Origin of the sequence: Pseudomonas sp. SMV71 (assembly GCF_052042015.1) — a bacterium.
Lineage (GTDB): Bacteria > Pseudomonadota > Gammaproteobacteria > Pseudomonadales > Pseudomonadaceae > Aquipseudomonas.
In genome coordinates, this window is sequence record NZ_JBKGGU010000041.1 from 1 (window position 1) to 17,650 (window position 17,650).

16 protein-coding genes and 4 tRNA genes are annotated in these 17,650 nt (G+C 61.0%); 6 read left to right on the plus strand and 14 right to left on the minus strand.

What is annotated here, in order from left to right; genetic code table 11:
• From ACLEJQ_RS25355 to ACLEJQ_RS25380, 6 genes are all read right to left on the minus strand, one after another.
• Positions 1 to 2,444: DUF6531 domain-containing protein (locus ACLEJQ_RS25355; RefSeq protein WP_440799734.1), on the minus strand; the 2,444-nt coding region annotated here is incomplete at its 3' end.
• Between the two features lie 197 nt (positions 2,445 to 2,641).
• The gene (locus ACLEJQ_RS25360) at positions 2,642 to 3,043 is read right to left on the minus strand and encodes a sel1 repeat family protein (protein ID WP_440799736.1); all 402 of its coding nucleotides are present in this window, start codon (positions 3,041 to 3,043) and stop codon (positions 2,642 to 2,644) included.
• Positions 3,044 to 3,415 (minus strand): hypothetical protein, encoded by a 372-nt coding sequence (locus ACLEJQ_RS25365; protein ID WP_003179080.1) that lies wholly within the window; start codon positions 3,413 to 3,415, stop codon positions 3,044 to 3,046.
• Complete coding sequence (locus ACLEJQ_RS25370; protein WP_440799739.1) at positions 3,412 to 3,753, minus strand: helix-turn-helix domain-containing protein; 342 nt, start codon at positions 3,751 to 3,753, stop codon at positions 3,412 to 3,414. The genes ACLEJQ_RS25365 and ACLEJQ_RS25370 overlap by 4 nt, the downstream gene beginning before the upstream one ends.
• 113 nt (positions 3,754 to 3,866) lie before the next feature.
• Positions 3,867 to 4,322, minus strand: coding sequence for a YkvA family protein (locus ACLEJQ_RS25375; protein ID WP_440799742.1), 456 nt, complete (start codon positions 4,320 to 4,322; stop codon positions 3,867 to 3,869).
• Between the two features lie 293 nt (positions 4,323 to 4,615).
• Complete coding sequence (locus ACLEJQ_RS25380) at positions 4,616 to 5,329, minus strand: FKBP-type peptidyl-prolyl cis-trans isomerase (protein WP_440799745.1); 714 nt, start codon at positions 5,327 to 5,329, stop codon at positions 4,616 to 4,618.
• Positions 5,330 to 5,597: 268 nt separating this feature from the next.
• Here ACLEJQ_RS25380 and ACLEJQ_RS25385 point away from each other — a divergent pair, with 268 nt between their 5' ends.
• On the plus strand, positions 5,598 to 7,403 hold the full coding sequence (locus ACLEJQ_RS25385; RefSeq protein ID WP_440799748.1) for a di-heme-cytochrome C peroxidase: 1,806 nt from the start codon (positions 5,598 to 5,600) through the stop codon (positions 7,401 to 7,403).
• A gap of 31 nt (positions 7,404 to 7,434) precedes the next feature.
• On the plus strand, positions 7,435 to 8,571 hold the full coding sequence (locus ACLEJQ_RS25390) for a catalase family protein (RefSeq protein WP_440799751.1): 1,137 nt from the start codon (positions 7,435 to 7,437) through the stop codon (positions 8,569 to 8,571).
• Positions 8,572 to 8,661: 90 nt separating this feature from the next.
• Here the strand turns inward: ACLEJQ_RS25390 and ACLEJQ_RS25395 are convergent.
• The 4 genes from ACLEJQ_RS25395 to ACLEJQ_RS25410 form a co-directional block, all read right to left on the minus strand.
• A tRNA-Asp gene (locus ACLEJQ_RS25395) sits at positions 8,662 to 8,738 on the minus strand.
• A 17-nt stretch (positions 8,739 to 8,755) separates the two neighbouring features.
• Positions 8,756 to 8,831, minus strand: a tRNA-Val gene (locus ACLEJQ_RS25400).
• A gap of 175 nt (positions 8,832 to 9,006) precedes the next feature.
• Positions 9,007 to 9,083 (minus strand) — tRNA-Asp (locus ACLEJQ_RS25405).
• 19 nt (positions 9,084 to 9,102) lie between these two features.
• Positions 9,103 to 9,178, minus strand: a tRNA-Val gene (locus tag ACLEJQ_RS25410).
• A gap of 160 nt (positions 9,179 to 9,338) precedes the next feature.
• On the opposite strand from ACLEJQ_RS25410, the gene rdgC reads away from it, so the two are divergent.
• The 3 genes from rdgC to sugE all read left to right on the plus strand — a co-directional run bounded on the left by rdgC (position 9,339) and on the right by sugE (position 11,825).
• The gene (gene rdgC / locus ACLEJQ_RS25415; RefSeq protein WP_053147409.1) at positions 9,339 to 10,259 is read left to right on the plus strand and encodes a recombination-associated protein RdgC; all 921 of its coding nucleotides are present in this window, start codon (positions 9,339 to 9,341) and stop codon (positions 10,257 to 10,259) included.
• 165 nt (positions 10,260 to 10,424) lie between these two features.
• A complete protein-coding gene (locus ACLEJQ_RS25420) occupies positions 10,425 to 11,393 on the plus strand; it encodes a bile acid:sodium symporter family protein (protein ID WP_440799755.1) in 969 nt (322 codons plus the stop codon).
• A 117-nt stretch (positions 11,394 to 11,510) separates the two neighbouring features.
• A complete protein-coding gene (gene sugE / locus ACLEJQ_RS25425) occupies positions 11,511 to 11,825 on the plus strand; it encodes a quaternary ammonium compound efflux SMR transporter SugE (protein ID WP_440799758.1) in 315 nt (104 codons plus the stop codon).
• Between the two features lie 239 nt (positions 11,826 to 12,064).
• Here sugE and ACLEJQ_RS25430 read toward each other — a convergent pair whose 3' ends face one another.
• The 4 genes from ACLEJQ_RS25430 to ACLEJQ_RS25445 all read right to left on the minus strand — a co-directional run bounded on the left by ACLEJQ_RS25430 (position 12,065) and on the right by ACLEJQ_RS25445 (position 16,847).
• Complete coding sequence (locus tag ACLEJQ_RS25430) at positions 12,065 to 13,939, minus strand: MFS transporter (protein ID WP_440799761.1); 1,875 nt, start codon at positions 13,937 to 13,939, stop codon at positions 12,065 to 12,067.
• An 80-nt stretch (positions 13,940 to 14,019) separates the two neighbouring features.
• Entirely contained in the window at positions 14,020 to 15,168 is a 1,149-nt protein-coding gene (locus ACLEJQ_RS25435) for a TDT family transporter (RefSeq protein WP_440799764.1), read from the minus strand.
• A gap of 104 nt (positions 15,169 to 15,272) precedes the next feature.
• Positions 15,273 to 15,584 (minus strand): cupin, encoded by a 312-nt coding sequence (locus ACLEJQ_RS25440; RefSeq protein ID WP_440799767.1) that lies wholly within the window; start codon positions 15,582 to 15,584, stop codon positions 15,273 to 15,275.
• Positions 15,585 to 15,653: 69 nt separating this feature from the next.
• Positions 15,654 to 16,847: an MFS transporter gene (locus ACLEJQ_RS25445; protein ID WP_440799770.1), complete on the minus strand. Its 1,194-nt coding sequence runs from the start codon at positions 16,845 to 16,847 to the stop codon at positions 15,654 to 15,656.
• A 115-nt stretch (positions 16,848 to 16,962) separates the two neighbouring features.
• Between ACLEJQ_RS25445 and ACLEJQ_RS25450 the strand changes: the two genes are divergently transcribed.
• Complete coding sequence (locus ACLEJQ_RS25450; RefSeq protein WP_440799773.1) at positions 16,963 to 17,502, plus strand: TetR/AcrR family transcriptional regulator; 540 nt, start codon at positions 16,963 to 16,965, stop codon at positions 17,500 to 17,502.
• Positions 17,503 to 17,650: the final 148 nt, after the last annotated feature.

Genomic DNA, 17,650 nt, shown 5'->3' on the forward strand with positions numbered 1-17,650 from the left:
GTTTCTTCCGTCAACTGGCCGAGGGCATTCCAGCTCAGCCGGTGGAAACTGCCGTCGGGGTGGCAGGTTTCCAGCAGCCGGCCGCGCCCGTCGTATTTGTAAAAGGTGACTTGGCCGTCGGGGTCGGTCTGGCGGGTGATATCGCCCTGGTCGTTGCGTCGGTAGGTCCAGGTGGCGTTACCGCGGGAGCGGGCGTGCAGGAAACCGTTGCGGTACTCGTAGGACGTCGGCAGCTCATCCGGCGGAATCAACGCCACCAGGCGTCCGACTTCGTCGTAGCGGTATTCGGTGACGGCGCCCAGCGGATCCTGCTCGGCGATCAGCCGGCCCTGGTTGTCATAGGCCTTGAGGTGCTCGCCGCCATCGGGCTCGACCTTGCGCACCAGCCGCGCCCGGTCGTCGTGCTCGTAGATTTCCTGGCTGCCATCCAGGTGCCGGACCGTGACCTGGCCATCCTCGCCCCAGGTGTAGCGGCTGTCCATCTGCGCGAACGAGGCCCAGTGCCGGACACAGCGCGCCGCCGGGCCGGCGCCCTGCCATTCCCAGAAGAAACTCGCGCCACCGGCCAGTTGGCGCTGGAGGATGACGTGACGGTCGTCGTAGTCGTAACGCTCGCTTTCACCGACGGCGTTGGTCGCTTCGATCAGTCGGAAACGTCCGTCGTAGCGGTAGGACGCCAGCGTCTGCTCGGTACGCCAGGCGTCGTCCTGGGCGCTGGTCGGGTGAAAGCTCTGATAGTCGACGGCGATCAGGTGCCGCTGTTCATAGCGCAGCCGCAGGGCGCGACCGGCGCCATTGTCCAGGCGGCTGATGTCGCCATGGATGTTGCGTTGAACGGTCAGGCGGTTGTCGTACCGGTCGCTGAGAGCGGTCAGATGACCGTCGCGAAAGTGTAGGAAAGGCGCTTGGTCGCCGGGCTGGGCGATGATCAGTTCGTCCGGCTCGGTGCCCAGGTAGATAGCGGCGCGAGCCAGGCTGTTGTGGATCGCCGGACGTTGGGCGGTGGGCAGCGGAAAAAGGGTGCGGCGGTTTTCCTGGTCGATCCAGGTAACTTGCTCGCCTTCCAAGAGCAGGCGATGGGCCAAGGCATGGCTCCAGCCACGCCCGAGCCCGATGTCCAGGTCGGCGGCGCTGGTGCGGTATAAGCGGGTGAAGACGAAGGGCAGACGGCCATCGAGCACGCCGTCTTCCAGGGTCAGCAGTTCTTCGCCGGTGACCATCGACACCGGGCAGCCGCTGGTGGCGGTCTGGGCGGCGGTGTCGGCGCTGTCGCCGTTGGGGTTTTTCGATTGGGCGGGGGCGTCGTCGTGGGGTTCGTGTTTTTTCAGCGTGGTATTGCGCTGGGCGTTCCAACGCATCTGCATCCGGCCCTTTTTCACCCCCGGCGCGGTCCCTCTGGCGGCCACGGTTCTGTAACGGTCCACATAGCCCATGAAGCCGTTGACCACGGCGAAAATCGCCCGGATGAAACGCTGCAAGGCGCTCAACAGGCGCACCCCCACAGCGGCCAGGCGCATCGACAGATAAGCGATCCCGGCCCCTGCGCCAGCGAAGGTCAGGACGACGCCAATCAACAGATCGATCAACAGCTGTACGGTCAGTGTCGAGAGCGCCTGGGCCGTTTCGCCGGCCACCTCGCTGGGCGGTAGCATGTCCAGCCAGAGACTGGCGGCGCGCACCAGCAGGCACAGCGCTGCTTCGTCGCTCGCCAGCAGTTGCAGCCTGGCCATGACCTGCGGCGCCGTCTGCGCCAGTTCGGCCAGTTGCGCCGCGCTCTCGCCCAACCGCCCGACAAACTCTTCAGGATTTTTGAGGACGTCGGAGAGCAGACTGATGCTGTCCCACACGCCTTCGATCGCCGCCCAGCTTCCGGCAAGCAGTCCATTGCCCACTGCAGCCGCTGAGGTCGCCAAGGATTGCTGCGCCCAATGCGGCTTGAAGCCCTGCCATTCACCCCGCAACCAGTCCGTCAGTTGAGAGCTCAGGCCATCGTAGGAAGAAAACAGCTCGTTGAGCTGCGCTGGCGACACTTCGCCCTGGACACGCACCCGATAGCGCTTTCCCGCCTCGCCGTTGAAGGTCCCCAGGCCCTGAGCATCGAGAGTGACCGGCGTGACCTCGCCACTGTCCACCGCCACCACATCCACCACGATGTCGCCCAGCGGAATGTCGTAGACCGATTCGAGTTTGCTCTCGATGGTCATCACCCCGCCGTTGGGGCACTGCACGACGGTGGAAAGAAAATCATCGTCACCGGTGCTGACGACCGTGGTGCTGTCAGCGAAGCGGATCAGTCGCTCCATGCCCAACAGCGAAGGCAGGTCGGCCGCGTGGCTGGCAGTGTCCGCAGCCCGGTTGTACCAGCGCTCGAGCTGCTCGCGATAAACAATCAGGACGTCTTTGAAGCTATCGAGCTCCTGCTCGATACGACTGACCTGATCCATCAGGGCACCGCTCGATCAGGGGCCACCGGCAAAAAACGGTCGAACATGGGCAAACGTCTCGCAGCGCTCAGGGAGCGCGAGACTTTGCCGAGGATATGAGGAGAAATAAGTCAGCGAAAGAAGCAGTGAACGTAGGGCAATTCGCTAATTCGCCCAATCTGCAAAACGAACAACGCTCGAGAAAGCCGCGCAATTCGCTACGGGTCGCGGGCCTCGAGCCCTTTGAGCTTGATCTCGGCCAATGGATGACCGGCCTTCGCCGCCAGCGCCCACCAATGTGCCGCTTCGACCGGGTCCGGTGCCTTGCTGGCGGAGCCCGCGAGACTGATCACACCGACCTGATAGGCTGCCTTGCCATCACCGGCCAATGCTGCCAGCCGCAGCAGGCGAACCCCTTCTTCTCGCGCACCCAGCCCTTGGCCACGAAACGTCAGGATATGCCCGTAGAAACTTTGCGCACCGACATCACCCAGGTTCGCCATGCGCGAGAACTGGCCCTCGAGCCAGGCCCAGCCGCGTGGCTGGCGGACGAACCAGGACCAATGGAACAACCGACGCGCCAGCCAGTAATCGGCCCGCGCCTTGAGGCGCCAGAGCACTCAGGCCTCCGCCGATTCGGGGTATTCGTATTCAAACACCCGGACCACCTCCGACGCGTGCCAGGAAGCGGCCGCCACCCCATCGGACGGCCCGGAAAAACGGCCCAGGCGCTCAACACACTCGAAGAAGCCGGTGCGCGGCAGTCGACTGGCACCCTGGCTGATCACCAGGGAACTGCGCAGCGGCTGTTCCGCCCGAGCGTCCAGCGCGGCCAGGTGCTCCAGGGCCGCGGTCAAGGTCTGCATGGCCGGGCTGGGCAACTGCAAGCGCTCCAGCAAGGCGCGGTAGGTCAACAGATGGCGCTGGCGGCGCGCCTGGTCCAACTCCCCCAACAATCCATCCCAATGCTGCCGACTGATGCGTACACTCACGACTCATCCCTCCAACCTGGCACCGTCAATTCCCAGGCCAGACTGCGCCGAATCGCGGCATCGGGCTGACGCTCGCCGCTTTCGATCAAGGCCAGATAAGACGGACTGATACCTACCGTGCGGGCCAGCGCCTCAATGGCGATGCCCTTCCCTTCGCGCAAACTTCGTAATTGATCCAGGCCAGGAAGAACCTGGCCGGGTGCCGCCGCATGACGAACTGTCGCTTCGCGCGGCGCAGTTGGGTCGATGCCTGCGGCCCTCAGCAACGACTGGTATTGATCCCACGGCAAAACCGCGTATTCGGGCTCTCCGTCACGAGTGATTATCTGAATATCCATGTCTACCCCGTAGGACAACAACGCTTAGCGAATCAGCCTTTTTTCTTGGAAGTGTAATCCTAATACCGGCTGAGGTCGCGGGGCGATGAATTCCAGGGGCGAGAGAGGCAGGGTCAGTCTTTTTCATGACCCTGTAGCTGGAGTTGTTCGGGGGTGTCGGGCAGCCTTTCGACCTGGGCAAGTTTCTCCGGCGATTGCCGATAACGCCAGGCGCGGAATGCTTCGAGTTCAACGTCAAGGGTTTTCATGACCCAGGCCAGCACGGCGATATCGTCGAACATGCCGAACATCGGCAGGATGTCGGGGATCGCGTCGAGCGGACTGAGGAAATACATGAGCCCAGCAACGATCGAAAGCATCGACTTGGCACTGACGGCCCGGTATTCACCCCGCCAGTAAGCCAGGCACAGCGCCTGCAACAGGCGCAGGTCTTCCTTGAGCTTGCCGAGCCGGCCACCCTCCCGGGCGCCTTTGCTGGCGACGGCGAACAGCAATGTCGGCAGTCGACCGCGGGCCAGCAACCGGCCTGCCAAGGGCAGAAATCGTGCGAAATTCCACGGGGCCTTCATTTTTTTCCCCACTGAAATGTTATCCACACAAATTGTGGATAACCTTGTGAACAGAGCTGCATTTCACCGCTGAAGCCCCCGTTTCATAAGGGCCCGGCTTAGATCGGGCGTTTTTTACTCACATAAAAAAACCCAATATTTCATTGACTTGATTGGGCGGCTGGGTCTAGCACAGCGCCTGTACTGCCTATGACTATAGCCTGCGCGCAGCGTTCGGTTTTTTTGGGAATCACCGTAACCCGGATGCGACAACGCCCCGCATAAGCGAGGCGTTGTCGTGATAGCAGACGCGATTACTTGGCTGCGTCTTCTTTTGCCGGATCCTTGATCGCCAGCAACTCCAGGTCAAACACCAGGACCGAGTTGGCCGGGATGGCCGGGCTCGGGCTCTGGGCGCCGTAGGCCAGATCGCTCGGGATGTACAGCTTGTACTTCTCGCCGACGTGCATCAGTTGCAAGCCTTCGACCCAACCCGGGATCACACCGCTGACCGGCAGGTCGATCGGGCTGCCACGTTCAACAGAGCTGTCGAACACGGTGCCATTGGTCAGCTTGCCGGTGTAGTGAACAGTCACCACGTCGTTCGGCTTGGGCTGTGGGCCATCGGCCTTCTTGACCACTTCATATTGCAGGCCGGAAGCGGTGGTGGTCACGCCGGATTTCTTACCGTTTTCTTCGAGGAATTTCTTGCCGGCGGCTGCCGACTCTTCGCTCATCTTGGCCATGCGCTCTTCGGCACGCTTTTGCAGTGCCGCAAAAGCTTCGACCAATTCTTCGTCTTTCAGCTTCTGTTCTTTCTTGCCGACGGCATCTTCAATGCCCTGGGCAACCGCTTTGGAGTCCAGGTCATCCATACCTTCCTGAGCCAGGCTCTTGCCCATGTTCAGGCCGATACCGTAGGAAGCTTTCTGCGCCGGGGTTTTCAGCTCTACGCTGGTCTGCGAGTCGCAACCCGCGAGTACCAGGCCAACCAGGGCCACCGCCGCCGCCAACCGATGCTGTTTCATGCTATTTCCTTGTTCATGCGCCTAAAGGGCAATCGAGTAAAGCCGCGAGCTTATCAGGCGGCCCCGACCAATGGCTACCGGCATGTGAGCCGCAAAGCAGGGATAAGTTCAGGCCCCCAAATGCTTTTTAGTCTCTGGCAGATGAAGCCTCTGTCATCTGTTGCCTACAAGGGACAGATTGTCGCTTGCCGTGGCATCAAGTAATGGCCACTTGCCCGCCGTGCGGCACTGAGGCATAAGGGCATATCAAAAAAACAAGGATGTCCCCGTGCGCCTTCTTTCTCGCCTGCTCTGGCTGCTTTTCGCCCTGTTGATCCTCGTCGTGGCAGTGGTGCTTTATTACGTCGCAAACCCGCGTCTGCCGCTCTACAACCCGGTCGAACAGGTGCATTACCTGGACCAATGGAGCGCCGCCGAGCGTCAGACTTACTATTTCACACCCCAAGGTACCCAGGTCAAAGGCCTGCGCTACGAGTGGTTCACCGCCCTGGAATTGCCGTTTTCGCGACAGCGCTTCGCCTCACCCGAATACCTGGCGCGCTTTGGCTTCCTCATCGATCCGGCGCAAAAAGCCTCGCCAGCCAATCCTGGCAACCTGCCAGTGGGTTTCGCACGGCACCAGAATCCCGGCAGTAAAGAAGAGTTTCTGGATATTACGTGCGCCGCCTGCCACACCGGCGAACTGCACTACAAGGGCCAGGCGATCCGCATCGACGGCGGCTCGGCCCAGCACGTCCTGCCTTCCAGCGTTCCTACATTACGGGGTGGCAGTTTCGGACAGGCCTTGGTCGCCAGTCTGGCGTCAACCTACTACAACCCGTGGAAATTCGAGCGTTTCGCCCGTCAGGTACTGGGCCAGGATTACGACGCCAGCCACGAAGAACTGCGCAAGGCCTTCAAGGTCTCGTTGGACACCTTCCTGCGCACTGCCTGGAACGATACCCACCGCGGCCTCTACCCCACCGAAGAAGGCCCCGGCAGGACCGACGCCTTTGGCCGCATTGCCAACGCCAGCTTCGGCGATGCCATTTCGCCGGACAACTATCGAGTCGCCAACGCACCGGTGGATTACCCACAGCTGTGGGACATCTGGACATTCGACTGGGTGCAATGGAACGGATCGGCCCAGCAGCCGATGGCGCGTAACGTCGGCGAAGCTCTGGGTGTCGGCGCGACGCTGAGCTTCTTCGACGCCCAGGGCAAACCGTTGCAGGGCGATGCCCGCTATCCCTCCAGCGTGCGGGTGCGTGATCTGAACAAGATCGAAGAAACCCTGCAATTGCTCAAGCCTCCGGCCTGGCCGGAAGCATTGCTCGGCGCAGTCGACAGGCCTCTGGCTGCCAAGGGCCGGGCGCTGTTTGCCGAAAACTGCGCCGGCTGCCACGTGCCCAAAGTCATCCAGGGCCCTGACCGGCCGGTCCAGCAACTGCATATGTTGCCGGTGCAAGTCATCGGCACCGACCCGGGCACCGCCAACAACATTGCCGACCATCGCTTCGACCTGACCAGCCTGGGTTGGGACCCGGCCGAACTGGCAAAGCTGGAAGTGCAACTGCACCCGACCCCGACCGAGCCACTGGACCTGAGCCAGATCTCGGTTGCCAAGGGTCTGGCGTATGTCACGGCCTTCGTCGAGAACCGTGCCTATCGCGACGCCGGCGTCACCCCCGTCGAGCGCCCGGCCCTGGACGGTTTCGGCCTGCCTATCGGCGTACGCGAATTGCGTGCGTACAAAGCCCGGCCACTGGCGGGCGTCTGGGCCACGCCACCGTTCCTGCATAACGGCTCGGTGCCGACGATCTATCAGTTGCTGTCGCCGCAGGATGAGCGGGCGACGCGCTTCTATAAAGGCAGCTTCGAATACGATCCGCGGCACTTGGGCTATCGCACCGAAGACTTCACCAACGGCTTCCTCTTCGATACCCGGATCACCGGTAATCACAACAGTGGCCATGAGTTCCGCGCCGGCGAACGCGGCAACGGTGTGATTGGCCGGCTGCTGCAACCAGAGGAGCGCTGGGCCCTGCTGGAATATCTGAAAGTGCTGGGCGGACCGCTGGAGTCACAACTGTAATGACAAACCCCACAGGTATAAGGATTTCTGCATGCTGATCACGCTCTGGCTGCGCCTCGGCGCCTTTTTGGGCAAGACGCTCCTGTGGCTGCTGGTAATCGGGCTGCTGGGCTGGGCACTGGCCACGGCCTGGTACGCCTGGCAACACCGCGGGCCAGTGCCGGACCAGGAGCAAGTGCCGTCCGGCGAAGCCGCCATGACTCAGGACATCATCCAGACCGCGATCCGCATCGTCGACCAGCACCGCGAAGGCACGCGCTACTTGCGCGATGCCCACGCCAAGGCGCACGGCTGCGTGATGGCCGAAGTCCAGGTGCCGAGCGACCTGCCAACCCCGCTGCGCCAAGGCGTGTTTGCCGAACCAGGGAAGGTCTGGCAGGCAACCATACGCCTGTCCAACGGTAACGCTTATCCGCAATTCGACAGCCTGCGCGACGCCCGGGGGATGGCGATCAAACTGCTCGACGTGCCGGGCAAGCAACTGCTGGCGGATCGGCATTCATCCGGCGAGCAGGACTTCGTGATGTTCAATCATCCTAACTTCTTCGTCAGTGATGTCGCCGAGTATCGTCAAAATGTGGCCGCGCAGGCCGACGGAAAAAAGGCCATGGCGTTTTTCCCCAGCCTGGATCCGCGCACCTGGCAGGTTCGCCATTTGTTCATCGCCCTGGCGACCCTTTCGCCGCCTCCGGCCAGCCCGACCCAGACCACGTACTTTTCGGTATCGCCCTACAAGTTCGGTGCAGCCAACGCCAAGTTTCGCGTAGCACCGGATCCGGACAACTGCCCGGCCTATACCCTGCCGAAACAGAACCAGGACCTGCCGAATTTTCTGCGCAGCGCCCTGACGCAGCAGTTATCCACAGACCGGGTGCCAGCCTGCTTCGTCCTGCAGATCCAGCGTCAGGATCCCGCCAAGTACATGCCCATCGAAGACACCAGCATTGAATGGAAAGAAAGCGATGCGCCGTTCGAAACGGTGGCGCGCATCAAGGTGCCGGCCCAGGACTTCGACACACCCAAGCTGAACCTGGCCTGCGACAACCAGTCGTTCAATCCCTGGTTCGGTATAGAGGCGCATCGCCCCATCGGTGGCATCAACCGTTTGCGTAAAGCGGTGTATGAGGCGGTCAGCGATTATCGTCACCGCCGTAATGCCGAACAGTAGCAATCGCCAAATGACAGGCAACAAAAAGCCCGCTCAGTGAGCGGGCTTTTTGTTGGCAACCTGGCGTTCAGTGGGCCAGGTTATCGGATATGGCGCAGCGGACGGGACTCGAACCCGCGACCCCCGGCGTGACAGGCCGGTATTCTAACCGACTGAACTACCGCTGCGCGTAACATTGAAAGTCTGGTGGGTGATGACGGGATCGAACCGCCGACATTCTGCTTGTAAGGCAGACGCTCTCCCAGCTGAGCTAATCACCCTTGGCTTTCGATGCGGGGCGCATTCTCTCACAGTTTTTTGTAACGTGCTGATTTAATTACATAAATCAGATAAAAAAGTGAACGAGGCGCACCGCAGAAACTGTAAACAGCAAAAAGCCCGCGTTAGCGGGCTTTCCGTGGTCATCTGGCGTTCAGTGTTCCAGATAACCGAATATGGCGCAGCGGACGGGACTCGAACCCGCGACCCCCGGCGTGACAGGCCGGTATTCTAACCGACTGAACTACCGCTGCGCGTAACACGTTGAACGAATGGTGGGTGATGACGGGATCGAACCGCCGACATTCTGCTTGTAAGGCAGACGCTCTCCCGGCTGAGCTAATCACCCTTCGCTTTCGGTGTGGCGCGCATTCTACGGAGCACTCCATAAGCTGGCAAGCACTTTTTAAATTAATTTTTTCAGCCCTTCCAAAGGCTTAGCGAAGGGTTGGCCTATGGCGCCGCTAAGAGAATAATGCCCCCCTTTGTATAAAGGAGAGACTCACCCCATGTGGTTCAAAAACCTGCTTATCTATCGCCTGACCCAAGATCTGCCTTTTGATGCCGAGGCGTTGGAAACTGCACTGGCCAGCAAACTGGCGCGTCCATGTGCAAGCCAGGAGTTGACCACTTACGGTTTCGTCGCGCCATTTGGCAAGGGTGAAGACGCGCCATTGGTGCATGTCAGCCAGGACTTTTTGCTGATCGCCGCTCGCAAGGAAGAACGCATTTTGCCAGGCAGCGTCGTACGCGATGCCCTGAAGGAAAAGGTCGAAGAGATCGAAGCCGAGCAGATGCGCAAGGTCTATAAGAAGGAACGGGACCAGCTCAAGGATGAAATCATCCAGGCGTTCCTGCCGCGGGCCTTCATCCGTCGCTCGTCGACCTTTGCCGCCATCGCGCCGAAGCAGGGCCTGATCCTGGTGAACTCCGCCAGCCCGAAACGCGCCGAAGACCTGTTGTCGACGCTGCGCGAAGTCATCGGCTCGCTGCCGGTGCGTCCGCTGACGGTCAAGACCGCACCGACCGCGATCATGACCGACTGGGTCAAGACCCAGAAAGCCGCGGATGATTTCTTCGTCCTCGACGAATGCGAACTGCGCGACACCCACGAAGACGGCGGTATCGTGCGCTGCAAGCGCCAGGACCTGACCAGCGATGAAATCCAGCTGCACCTGAACACCGGCAAAGTGGTGACTCAGTTGTCGCTGGCCTGGCAGGACAAACTGTCGTTCGTGCTCGATGACAAGATGGTGGTCAAGCGTCTGAAGTTCGAAGACCTGTTGCAAGACCAGGCGGAACAGGACGGTGGCGACGAAGCCCTCGGCCAACTGGACGCCAGCTTCACGCTGATGATGCTGACCTTCGGCGAATTCCTGCCGGCGCTGGTTGAAGCGCTGGGTGGGGAAGAGATTCCGCAGGGGATCTAAAGGCACAGGATTGCCCTGTGCAAACTTACCTCTGTGGGAGCGAGCCTGCTCGCGATAGCGGTTTCTCGGTCAACATCGACGCTGACTGATCCGACGCTATCGCGAGCAGGCTCGCTCCCACATTGGTTTTGTGTGGTTTCAATGACTGATAACAAGGATCTGGTCATGCGCGCACTGGCTGCACTGAGCCGCTTCGTCGGCAATACCTTCGCTTACTGGGTACTGATCTTCGCCGTCGTGGCGTTCTTGCTACCGCAGTGGTTCGTGGACCTGAAAGTCGCCATTGTGCCCTTGCTGGGGCTGGTGATGTTTGGCATGGGCCTGGCGCTCAAGCTGGAAGACTTTGCCGAAGTGGCCCGCCGTCCAGGACGTGTGGCTCTGGGGGTGATTGCCCAGTTCGTCATCATGCCCGGTACCGCGTGGCTGCTTTGCCAAGTGTTCAGCCTGCCTGCGGAAATCGCCGTCGGTGTGATTCTGGTGGGCTGCTGCCCAAGCGGCACGTCGTCCAATGTCATGACCTGGCTGGCGCGCGGCGACCTGGCCCTGGCCGTGGCGATCTCCGCGATCACGACCCTGCTGGCGCCCCTGCTGACCCCGGCATTGATCTGGTTGCTGGCCTCGGCCTGGTTGCCGGTATCGTTCTCGGCGCTGTTCTGGTCGATCCTGCAAATCGTGCTGCTGCCGATCGCACTGGGCATCATTGCCCAACGCCTGTTAGGCGCCCGGGTGCGTCATGCTGTAGAAGTGCTGCCGCTGATATCAGTGGTGAGCATCGTGATCATCGTGGCGGCGGTGGTGGCAGCCAGTCAGGCGAAGATCGCCGAATCCGGCCTGCTGATCATGGCCATTGTGATGTTGCACAACAGCTTCGGTTACCTGCTGGGGTACTTCACCGGACGATTGTTCGGCCTTCCATTGGCCCAACGCAAGACCCTCGCACTGGAAGTCGGCATGCAGAACTCCGGCCTGGGCGCGGCCCTGGCGAGTGCGCACTTCTCGCCGTTGGCGGCGGTGCCCAGTGCGCTGTTCAGCGTCTGGCACAACATCTCCGGAGCGCTGCTCTCAACTTACTTCCGCCGCATGAGCGAAAAGCAGGACCGCGAGACGCTCGCCAGCCAACAGACGGCGGACTGAGGCGAACTTGATCAAGTGCCCGATCATGGGCACTCTGTCTCACCAGTGCGGGGACGACCCCGCAGCTCGTATCAACTTTTATCCGGGGACGACCCCATCCACTCATGGAGGTGTGTAATGTCCTGGATCATTCTGTTTTTCGCCGGCCTGTTCGAAGTCGGCTGGGCCGTCGGCCTGAAATACACCGACGGTTTCAGCCGCCCGCTCCCCACTGCCCTGACGATTGCCGCCATGGGAATCAGCCTTGGCCTGCTCGGCCTCGCCATGAAGGAACTGCCGTTGGGCACCGCCTATGCAGTCTGGACCGGTGTCGGTGCGGTGGGCACGGTGATCGCCGGAATCATTTTGTTCGGCGAGTCGACGGCGCTGGTTCGGTTAGCCAGTGTGGCGTTGATCGTAACAGGGCTGATCGGGCTCAAGGTCAGCGCCTAGGCCACTACCGCTATCGCGAGCAAGCTCGCTCCCACAGGGGATCGCGTCCGGCCCGGGCAACTCGGCCACATGTGGGAGCGAGCTTGCTCGCGAAGGGGCCGGCAGCCTCAACATCCTCGTCGACTGACACTCCGCTTTCGCGAGCAAGCCCGCTCCCACAGGGGATTGCGTCCGCTTTGAACAACTCGGTCAATGTGGGAGCGAGCCTGCTCGCGAAAAATCGAAAGGCCGCAGCCTCTCTATCTGACTGCCCCGCGCAACTCGCTGACCAATGCTTGCAGCTTGATCGGCTCAGCCATCTCCACCGCCACCGCCGGCCCAGCCACCAGGGTCACCCGCGACCACAATCGGCGAAACAGCCCCTTGGCCGGATCGCGGCTGAAGAAACTGCCCCACAAGCCTTGTAACGCCAGGGGAATCACCGGAACCGGGGTTTCCTGGAGAATGCGTGTCAGCCCGCTCTTGAACTCATTGATCTCACCGTCAGCGGTCAATTTTCCTTCAGGAAAGATGCACACCAGCTCACCGTCCGCGAGGTATTGGGCGATTCGCTTGAAGGCCTTTTCATAGATATGGATGTCTTCCTGGCGTCCGGCAATGGGAATCGTCCCGGCGGTACGGAAGATGAAGTTGAGCACCGGCAGGTTGTAGATCTTGTAGTACATCACGAAGCGAATCGGCCGACGCACCGCGCCGCCGATCAGCAAGGCATCGACGAATGACACATGGTTGCAGACCAACAGCGCCGCCCCTTCATCGGGGATCGCGTCAAGGTTGCGATGCTCCACGCGGTACATGGAATGGCTCAGCAGCCAGATCATGAAACGCATGGTGAACTCGGGGACAATCTTGAAGATGTAGGCGTTGACGCCGATGTTCAGCAGCGACACCACCAGGAACAATTGCGGGATCGACAGCTTGGCGAGACTCAGCAGCACGATGGAAACGATGGCCGAGACCACCATGAACAGCGCGTTGAGAATGTTGTTGGCCGCGATGACTCGCGCACGCTCGTTCTCGGCGGTACGGGACTGGATCAGCGCATACAGCGGCACGATGTAGAAACCGCCGAAGACGCCGAGGCCGAGGATATCCAGCAGCACTAGCCAGGCGTGACCGAAACCGAGCACCTGGAGCCAGCCGTGGCCCTCGACACTGGCGGGGATCCCACCGGAATGCCACCACAGCAGCAGCCCGAACACCGTTAACCCGAACGACCCGAACGGCACCAGGCCGATCTCGACTTTGCGTCCGGAGAGTTTTTCGCAGAGCATCGAACCCAAGGCGATCCCTACCGAGAACACGGTGAGGATCAGGGTCACCACGGTTTCATCGCCGTGCATCCACTCCTTGGCGTAGGCCGGGATCTGCGTCAGGTAGATCGCCCCGACGAACCAGAACCAGGAATTGCCGACAATCGAACGAGACACCGCCGGGGTCTGGCCCAGGCCCAGCTTCAGGGTGGCCCAGGATTGGCTGAATATGTTCCAGTTCAGACGCATCTGCGGCGAGGCGGCCGCCGCCCGTGGAATGCCGCGGCTGGCGAGGTAGCCGAGCACCGCAACGCCGACGATCGCGCAGGACACCACCAGTGCGTATTGGGCCGAGGACATCATGATCCCGGCACCGATGGTGCCGGCTAGAATCGCCAGGAAGGTGCCCATTTCCACCAGACCGTTGCCGCCGACCAGCTCTTCCTCGCGCAACGCTTGTGGAAGGATCGAATACTTCACCGGACCGAACAGCGCCGAATGAGTGCCCATGGCGAACAGCGCCAGCAGCATCAGCCACAGATGATCGAACATGAAACCCACGGCGCCGACCGCCATGATGACGATTTCGCCAAGCTTGATCAGGCGAATCAGCGCATCCTTGGCGAATTTTTCCCCGAACTGCCCGGCCAGTGCCGAGAACAGAAAGAACGGCAGGATAAACAGCAAGGCGCAGAGGTTGACCCAGATCGAGCGGTCACCGTCGATGGTCAATTTGTAGAGGATGGCGAGAATCAGCGACTGCTTGAAAATGTTGTCGTTGAACGCGCCGAGGGACTGTGTGATGAAGAACGGCAGGAAACGCCGCGTGCGTAGCAAGGTGAACTGCGAAGGGTGACTCATCTTCCATGTTCCTGAGTGGCGTGGACGCTTATTGGAATGACGCTTTTCGATCCAGGCCACACATTACCTGTCTTTAGCGATTATTTCGCCAGCCCCGCAATGCACGGTGACACAAACAGCTCGCCGTGCCAGGCGCCCAGCAGCGTACGACGGGCGACGATCAGCCACAGCACCACCAGCGTCGCCACCAGCATGCTGCCGAACACACTGAAAAACCCGAGGCCCAGCAGGTCTGCCAGCTTCAGCGTGGTCAGCGCATACACGCCCAATGGGAAGGTAAAGCCCCACCAACCGAGGTTGAACGGGATACCGGTGCGCAAGTAGCGTGCGGTGATCAACAACGCCGTCAACATCCACCAGAACCCGAAGCCCCATAGTGTGATACCGGCCACCAGCCCCAGTCCGGCGGCGATTTCGCCCACGCCTGGCAAGCCGTTGGCGGCAAAGATCAGTGGAGCGTCACCGCCCAGCAACAACATGCCAAGGGCCCCTGTGCCGATGGGGCCGAGGGCCAGCCAACTCGAAGCGGCCATGTTCTCGTGAGGCAGTTTGTGCAGGGCCATGCGCAGTAATAGGATCGTCAGAATGCTGAACGCCAGCGGTAGGGAAAATGCCCAGAGCACATAGCTGGTGACCAGCATGATCAGTTGCGCGTGGGCGCCGGCCAAGTGCGGCGCCAACAGCCCGCCGCTGGCGGCTGCGACTTCGGCGGCAACCACCGGCAACAGCCATACGGCGGTCATCTGGTCGATCCGGTGCTCCTGGCGGGTGAACATCAGGAAGGGGATCAACACGCCGCAGGCAAGGGACATCGCCACATCGACCCACCACAGCGCCTCGGCCACCGCCACCACGCCCTCGCCCCAACGCGGCAAGCCGAACACCAACAGGCCGTTGATGAGGGTGGCGAGCCCCATGGGGATGGTGCCGAAGAACATCGAGACGGTGGAATGTCCGAAAATCCGCCGGGCCTCATCGAAGAACAATACCCAGCGGGCGGCGTACAAACCGCTGCATAACACGAATAGCAGGATATTGAACAACCACAACCCTTCGGCAATGGCACGCAGGCCAGGCGGGTTGTCCGGCCATTGCGCCAAGGCCAGGGCGACTACGCCGGTGCCCATGGTCACGGCAAACCAGTTAGGCGTGAATTGGCGAATGGCTTCCAGCGGCCTGGGCAAATGGCGCAGTGGGCGCAGACGGTTTGTTGCAGGGCAGCATGTCATGACGGACTCCAGTCCCCGGTTGAGGTGGAGTCATCTTAGAGCCGGATCGAATATCGATATAACGGGTAATTTCTCTATATATTATCGACTTTATAGATTACCCCTCAGACACTGCCTTCGCTTTCGATTACCAGGATCCTCGCCGCTCCCTGGGGCTTGGCCACATGCTCGGTGCCGACCGATGCGTAGAAAATATCCCCAACTGCCAATAAGGTGTCCTTTTCGACACCCTCTTCGCGATAGCACATCTGCACGAGCCCATCGAGTACCACGAACACTTCCTGACCATCGTTGACGTGCCATTTGTACGGCTGGTCAGTCCAATGCAGGCGTGTGGTGATGCCGTTCATGTTGGCGATGTCCAACGCGCCCCAGGGCCGTTCGCCGGTGAAAGACTTACTGCGAATAATTTTCAAGGAGGTTCAACCGAGATTAGATGGCGAGAGGCCAAGGCTACCTCAATTCAATCGTTTTCATTCAACGGATCAAGGTCGAACGCCACTGGCTGCCGGTTTGGCGGCCTGACGCAACAGCCCCAGCAACGCAGCGATTGCCAACAGAATCAGCACCAAGCCATAACCGTCGGTTGTCGGGATCAACCCGAACACCCGCGTCAGGTTTCCGGCCAGCAGAGACGGCAAGCTGAAGGCCAGGTAGCTGAGAACATAGAACGCCGACATCAAGCCGGCCCGTTCGTGTGGCAACGCCAGCGGCATGATGCTGCGCAGCGCGCCGAGAAATCCTGCGCCGAAACCGCTGCCGGTCACCAGGGTACCGATGAAGAACAACGATAGGCTCCCCGTATGCGCGGCGATCAACACCAGCGCGAGGCCGGTTATCAATAAGCTGGCGGCAAGGCGCAGCATCTTCTCTGCGCCTTGGTTGCGCAGCGTGTAAATAGACAAGGCCCCGGTGAGCGTCAGGGCTGCTACCAGTGCACCGCCAATCAGATTGGATGTCGATCCGGTCGCCGCCCGCACCAGGGAAGGCGCCAACGACAGATAGAAACCGCCCACCGCCCAAGCCGCCAGGTTCAGCGGCAACACCAGCCATAGCGGCCGTCGCGCCTGCGGCGGCACATGCAAGGTTGGACGCAAGGACTGCCAGGCGCCGGGTTGCGGGCTGACACTTTCTCCCAGGCGCCAGAGATAGATCGCCTGTGCCAGAAACAGTCCCAGCAGTAGCCAATAGGTCAATTGCAGGGGCAACGGGGCGAACTCCGCCAGCAAGCCACACCCCAGTGCCCCGCAGGCCATCCCCAGCAAGGGCGCGACGCTGGTGATCAGCGGGCCTTGCCTGCGATCGAAGTCCAGCAGCGCGGCCCCCAGTACACTGGTGGCCATGCCCGTGGCGAATCCCTGGATCAACCGCGCCCCGATCAGCCAAGCGATGCTGTCGGCATTGATAAACAGCAGCATCGCCAGCACGTTGAGCAGCAGCGCCACGAAGATCACCGGTTTGCGTCCCAGGTAATCCGATAACGAGCCCACGGTCAGCAAGGCCGCCAGCAGACTGAAGGCGTACACGCCGAAGATCAGCGTGAGGATTGCCGGGGAAAACTGCATATGTTCCTGATAAAGGTGATACAACGGCGTCGGCGCGCTGGAGGCGGCGAGGAAACCGAGCAAGGTGATTGCCAGGAAGATCAGGCTGGCACGGGTCGAAGCTGGACGGGACATAGGCACACTCCGCAAAAGCTGGTCACAAAACATCAGCAAAAGCTAATTTTTTGCTTTTGCCGAGTGTGCAACCGACAGGCGCTTAAAGCAAATTCTTTGTGTTAAGGTCCGACCCATGGCTATTAAAGAAGGTTTACGCCCCGGCGGCAGAAGCGCCCGGGTCCAGGAATCGATTCATTCGGCTGTTCGCCAGTTGCTGCAAGAGCAGGACCGCGCGAGCCTGACCGTGCCGCAAATCGCCGCACGTGCCGGGGTGACGCCCTCCACTATCTACAGGCGCTGGGGCGATCTGCCGGCGCTGCTGGCCGATGTCGCCATTGCCCACATGCGCCCGGACACCGAACCGGCCAACACCGGCAGCCTGCGCGGCGACTTGCGAGCCTGGGCCGAGCAATACCTGGATGAAATGAGTTCCGAGCCCGGCCGCAACATGATGCGCGACATCCAGGCCTGCCCCACGCCCGGGCAGTGCGTGGGAATCATCAGTGCTCAATTGCAAATCATTCTGGATCGCTACCCCGACGAACCGAACCCTGGCATCGAGCGCTTGATCAACCTGGTGGTGGCGCCGACGGTGTTCCGCATCCTCTTTGCCAGCGAGCCGCTGGAGGTTGGGGAGTTGTATCGGTTGGTGGATATCGCGCTGGATCAGTAAGGCCGCCATCGCGAGCAGGCTCGCTCCCACATGGGTTCTGCGATGCGCCGCGCTTGTGTGCCAGGCTCAAACCTGTGGGAGCGGGCTTGCCCGCGAAGGCGTTGGGTCAGCAATGAATGCTTCGACTGACACACCGCTATCGCGAGCA

Coding starts and splice junctions, on each gene's coding strand:
- ACLEJQ_RS25390 (WP_440799751.1), top strand. CDS start 7,435: ATGCTGATCACGCTCTGGCTGCGCCTCGGCGCCTTTTTGGGCAAGACG.
- rdgC (WP_053147409.1), top strand. CDS start 9,339: ATGTGGTTCAAAAACCTGCTTATCTATCGCCTGACCCAAGATCTGCCT.
- ACLEJQ_RS25370 (WP_440799739.1), bottom strand. CDS start 3,753: ATGGATATTCAGATAATCACTCGTGACGGAGAGCCCGAATACGCGGTT.
- ACLEJQ_RS25375 (WP_440799742.1), bottom strand. CDS start 4,322: ATGAAGGCCCCGTGGAATTTCGCACGATTTCTGCCCTTGGCAGGCCGG.
- ACLEJQ_RS25430 (WP_440799761.1), bottom strand. CDS start 13,939: ATGAGTCACCCTTCGCAGTTCACCTTGCTACGCACGCGGCGTTTCCTG.
- ACLEJQ_RS25450 (WP_440799773.1), top strand. CDS start 16,963: ATGGCTATTAAAGAAGGTTTACGCCCCGGCGGCAGAAGCGCCCGGGTC.
- ACLEJQ_RS25380 (WP_440799745.1), bottom strand. CDS start 5,329: ATGAAACAGCATCGGTTGGCGGCGGCGGTGGCCCTGGTTGGCCTGGTA.
- ACLEJQ_RS25435 (WP_440799764.1), bottom strand. CDS start 15,168: ATGACATGCTGCCCTGCAACAAACCGTCTGCGCCCACTGCGCCATTTG.
- ACLEJQ_RS25420 (WP_440799755.1), top strand. CDS start 10,425: ATGCGCGCACTGGCTGCACTGAGCCGCTTCGTCGGCAATACCTTCGCT.
- sugE (WP_440799758.1), top strand. CDS start 11,511: ATGTCCTGGATCATTCTGTTTTTCGCCGGCCTGTTCGAAGTCGGCTGG.
- ACLEJQ_RS25445 (WP_440799770.1), bottom strand. CDS start 16,847: ATGTCCCGTCCAGCTTCGACCCGTGCCAGCCTGATCTTCCTGGCAATC.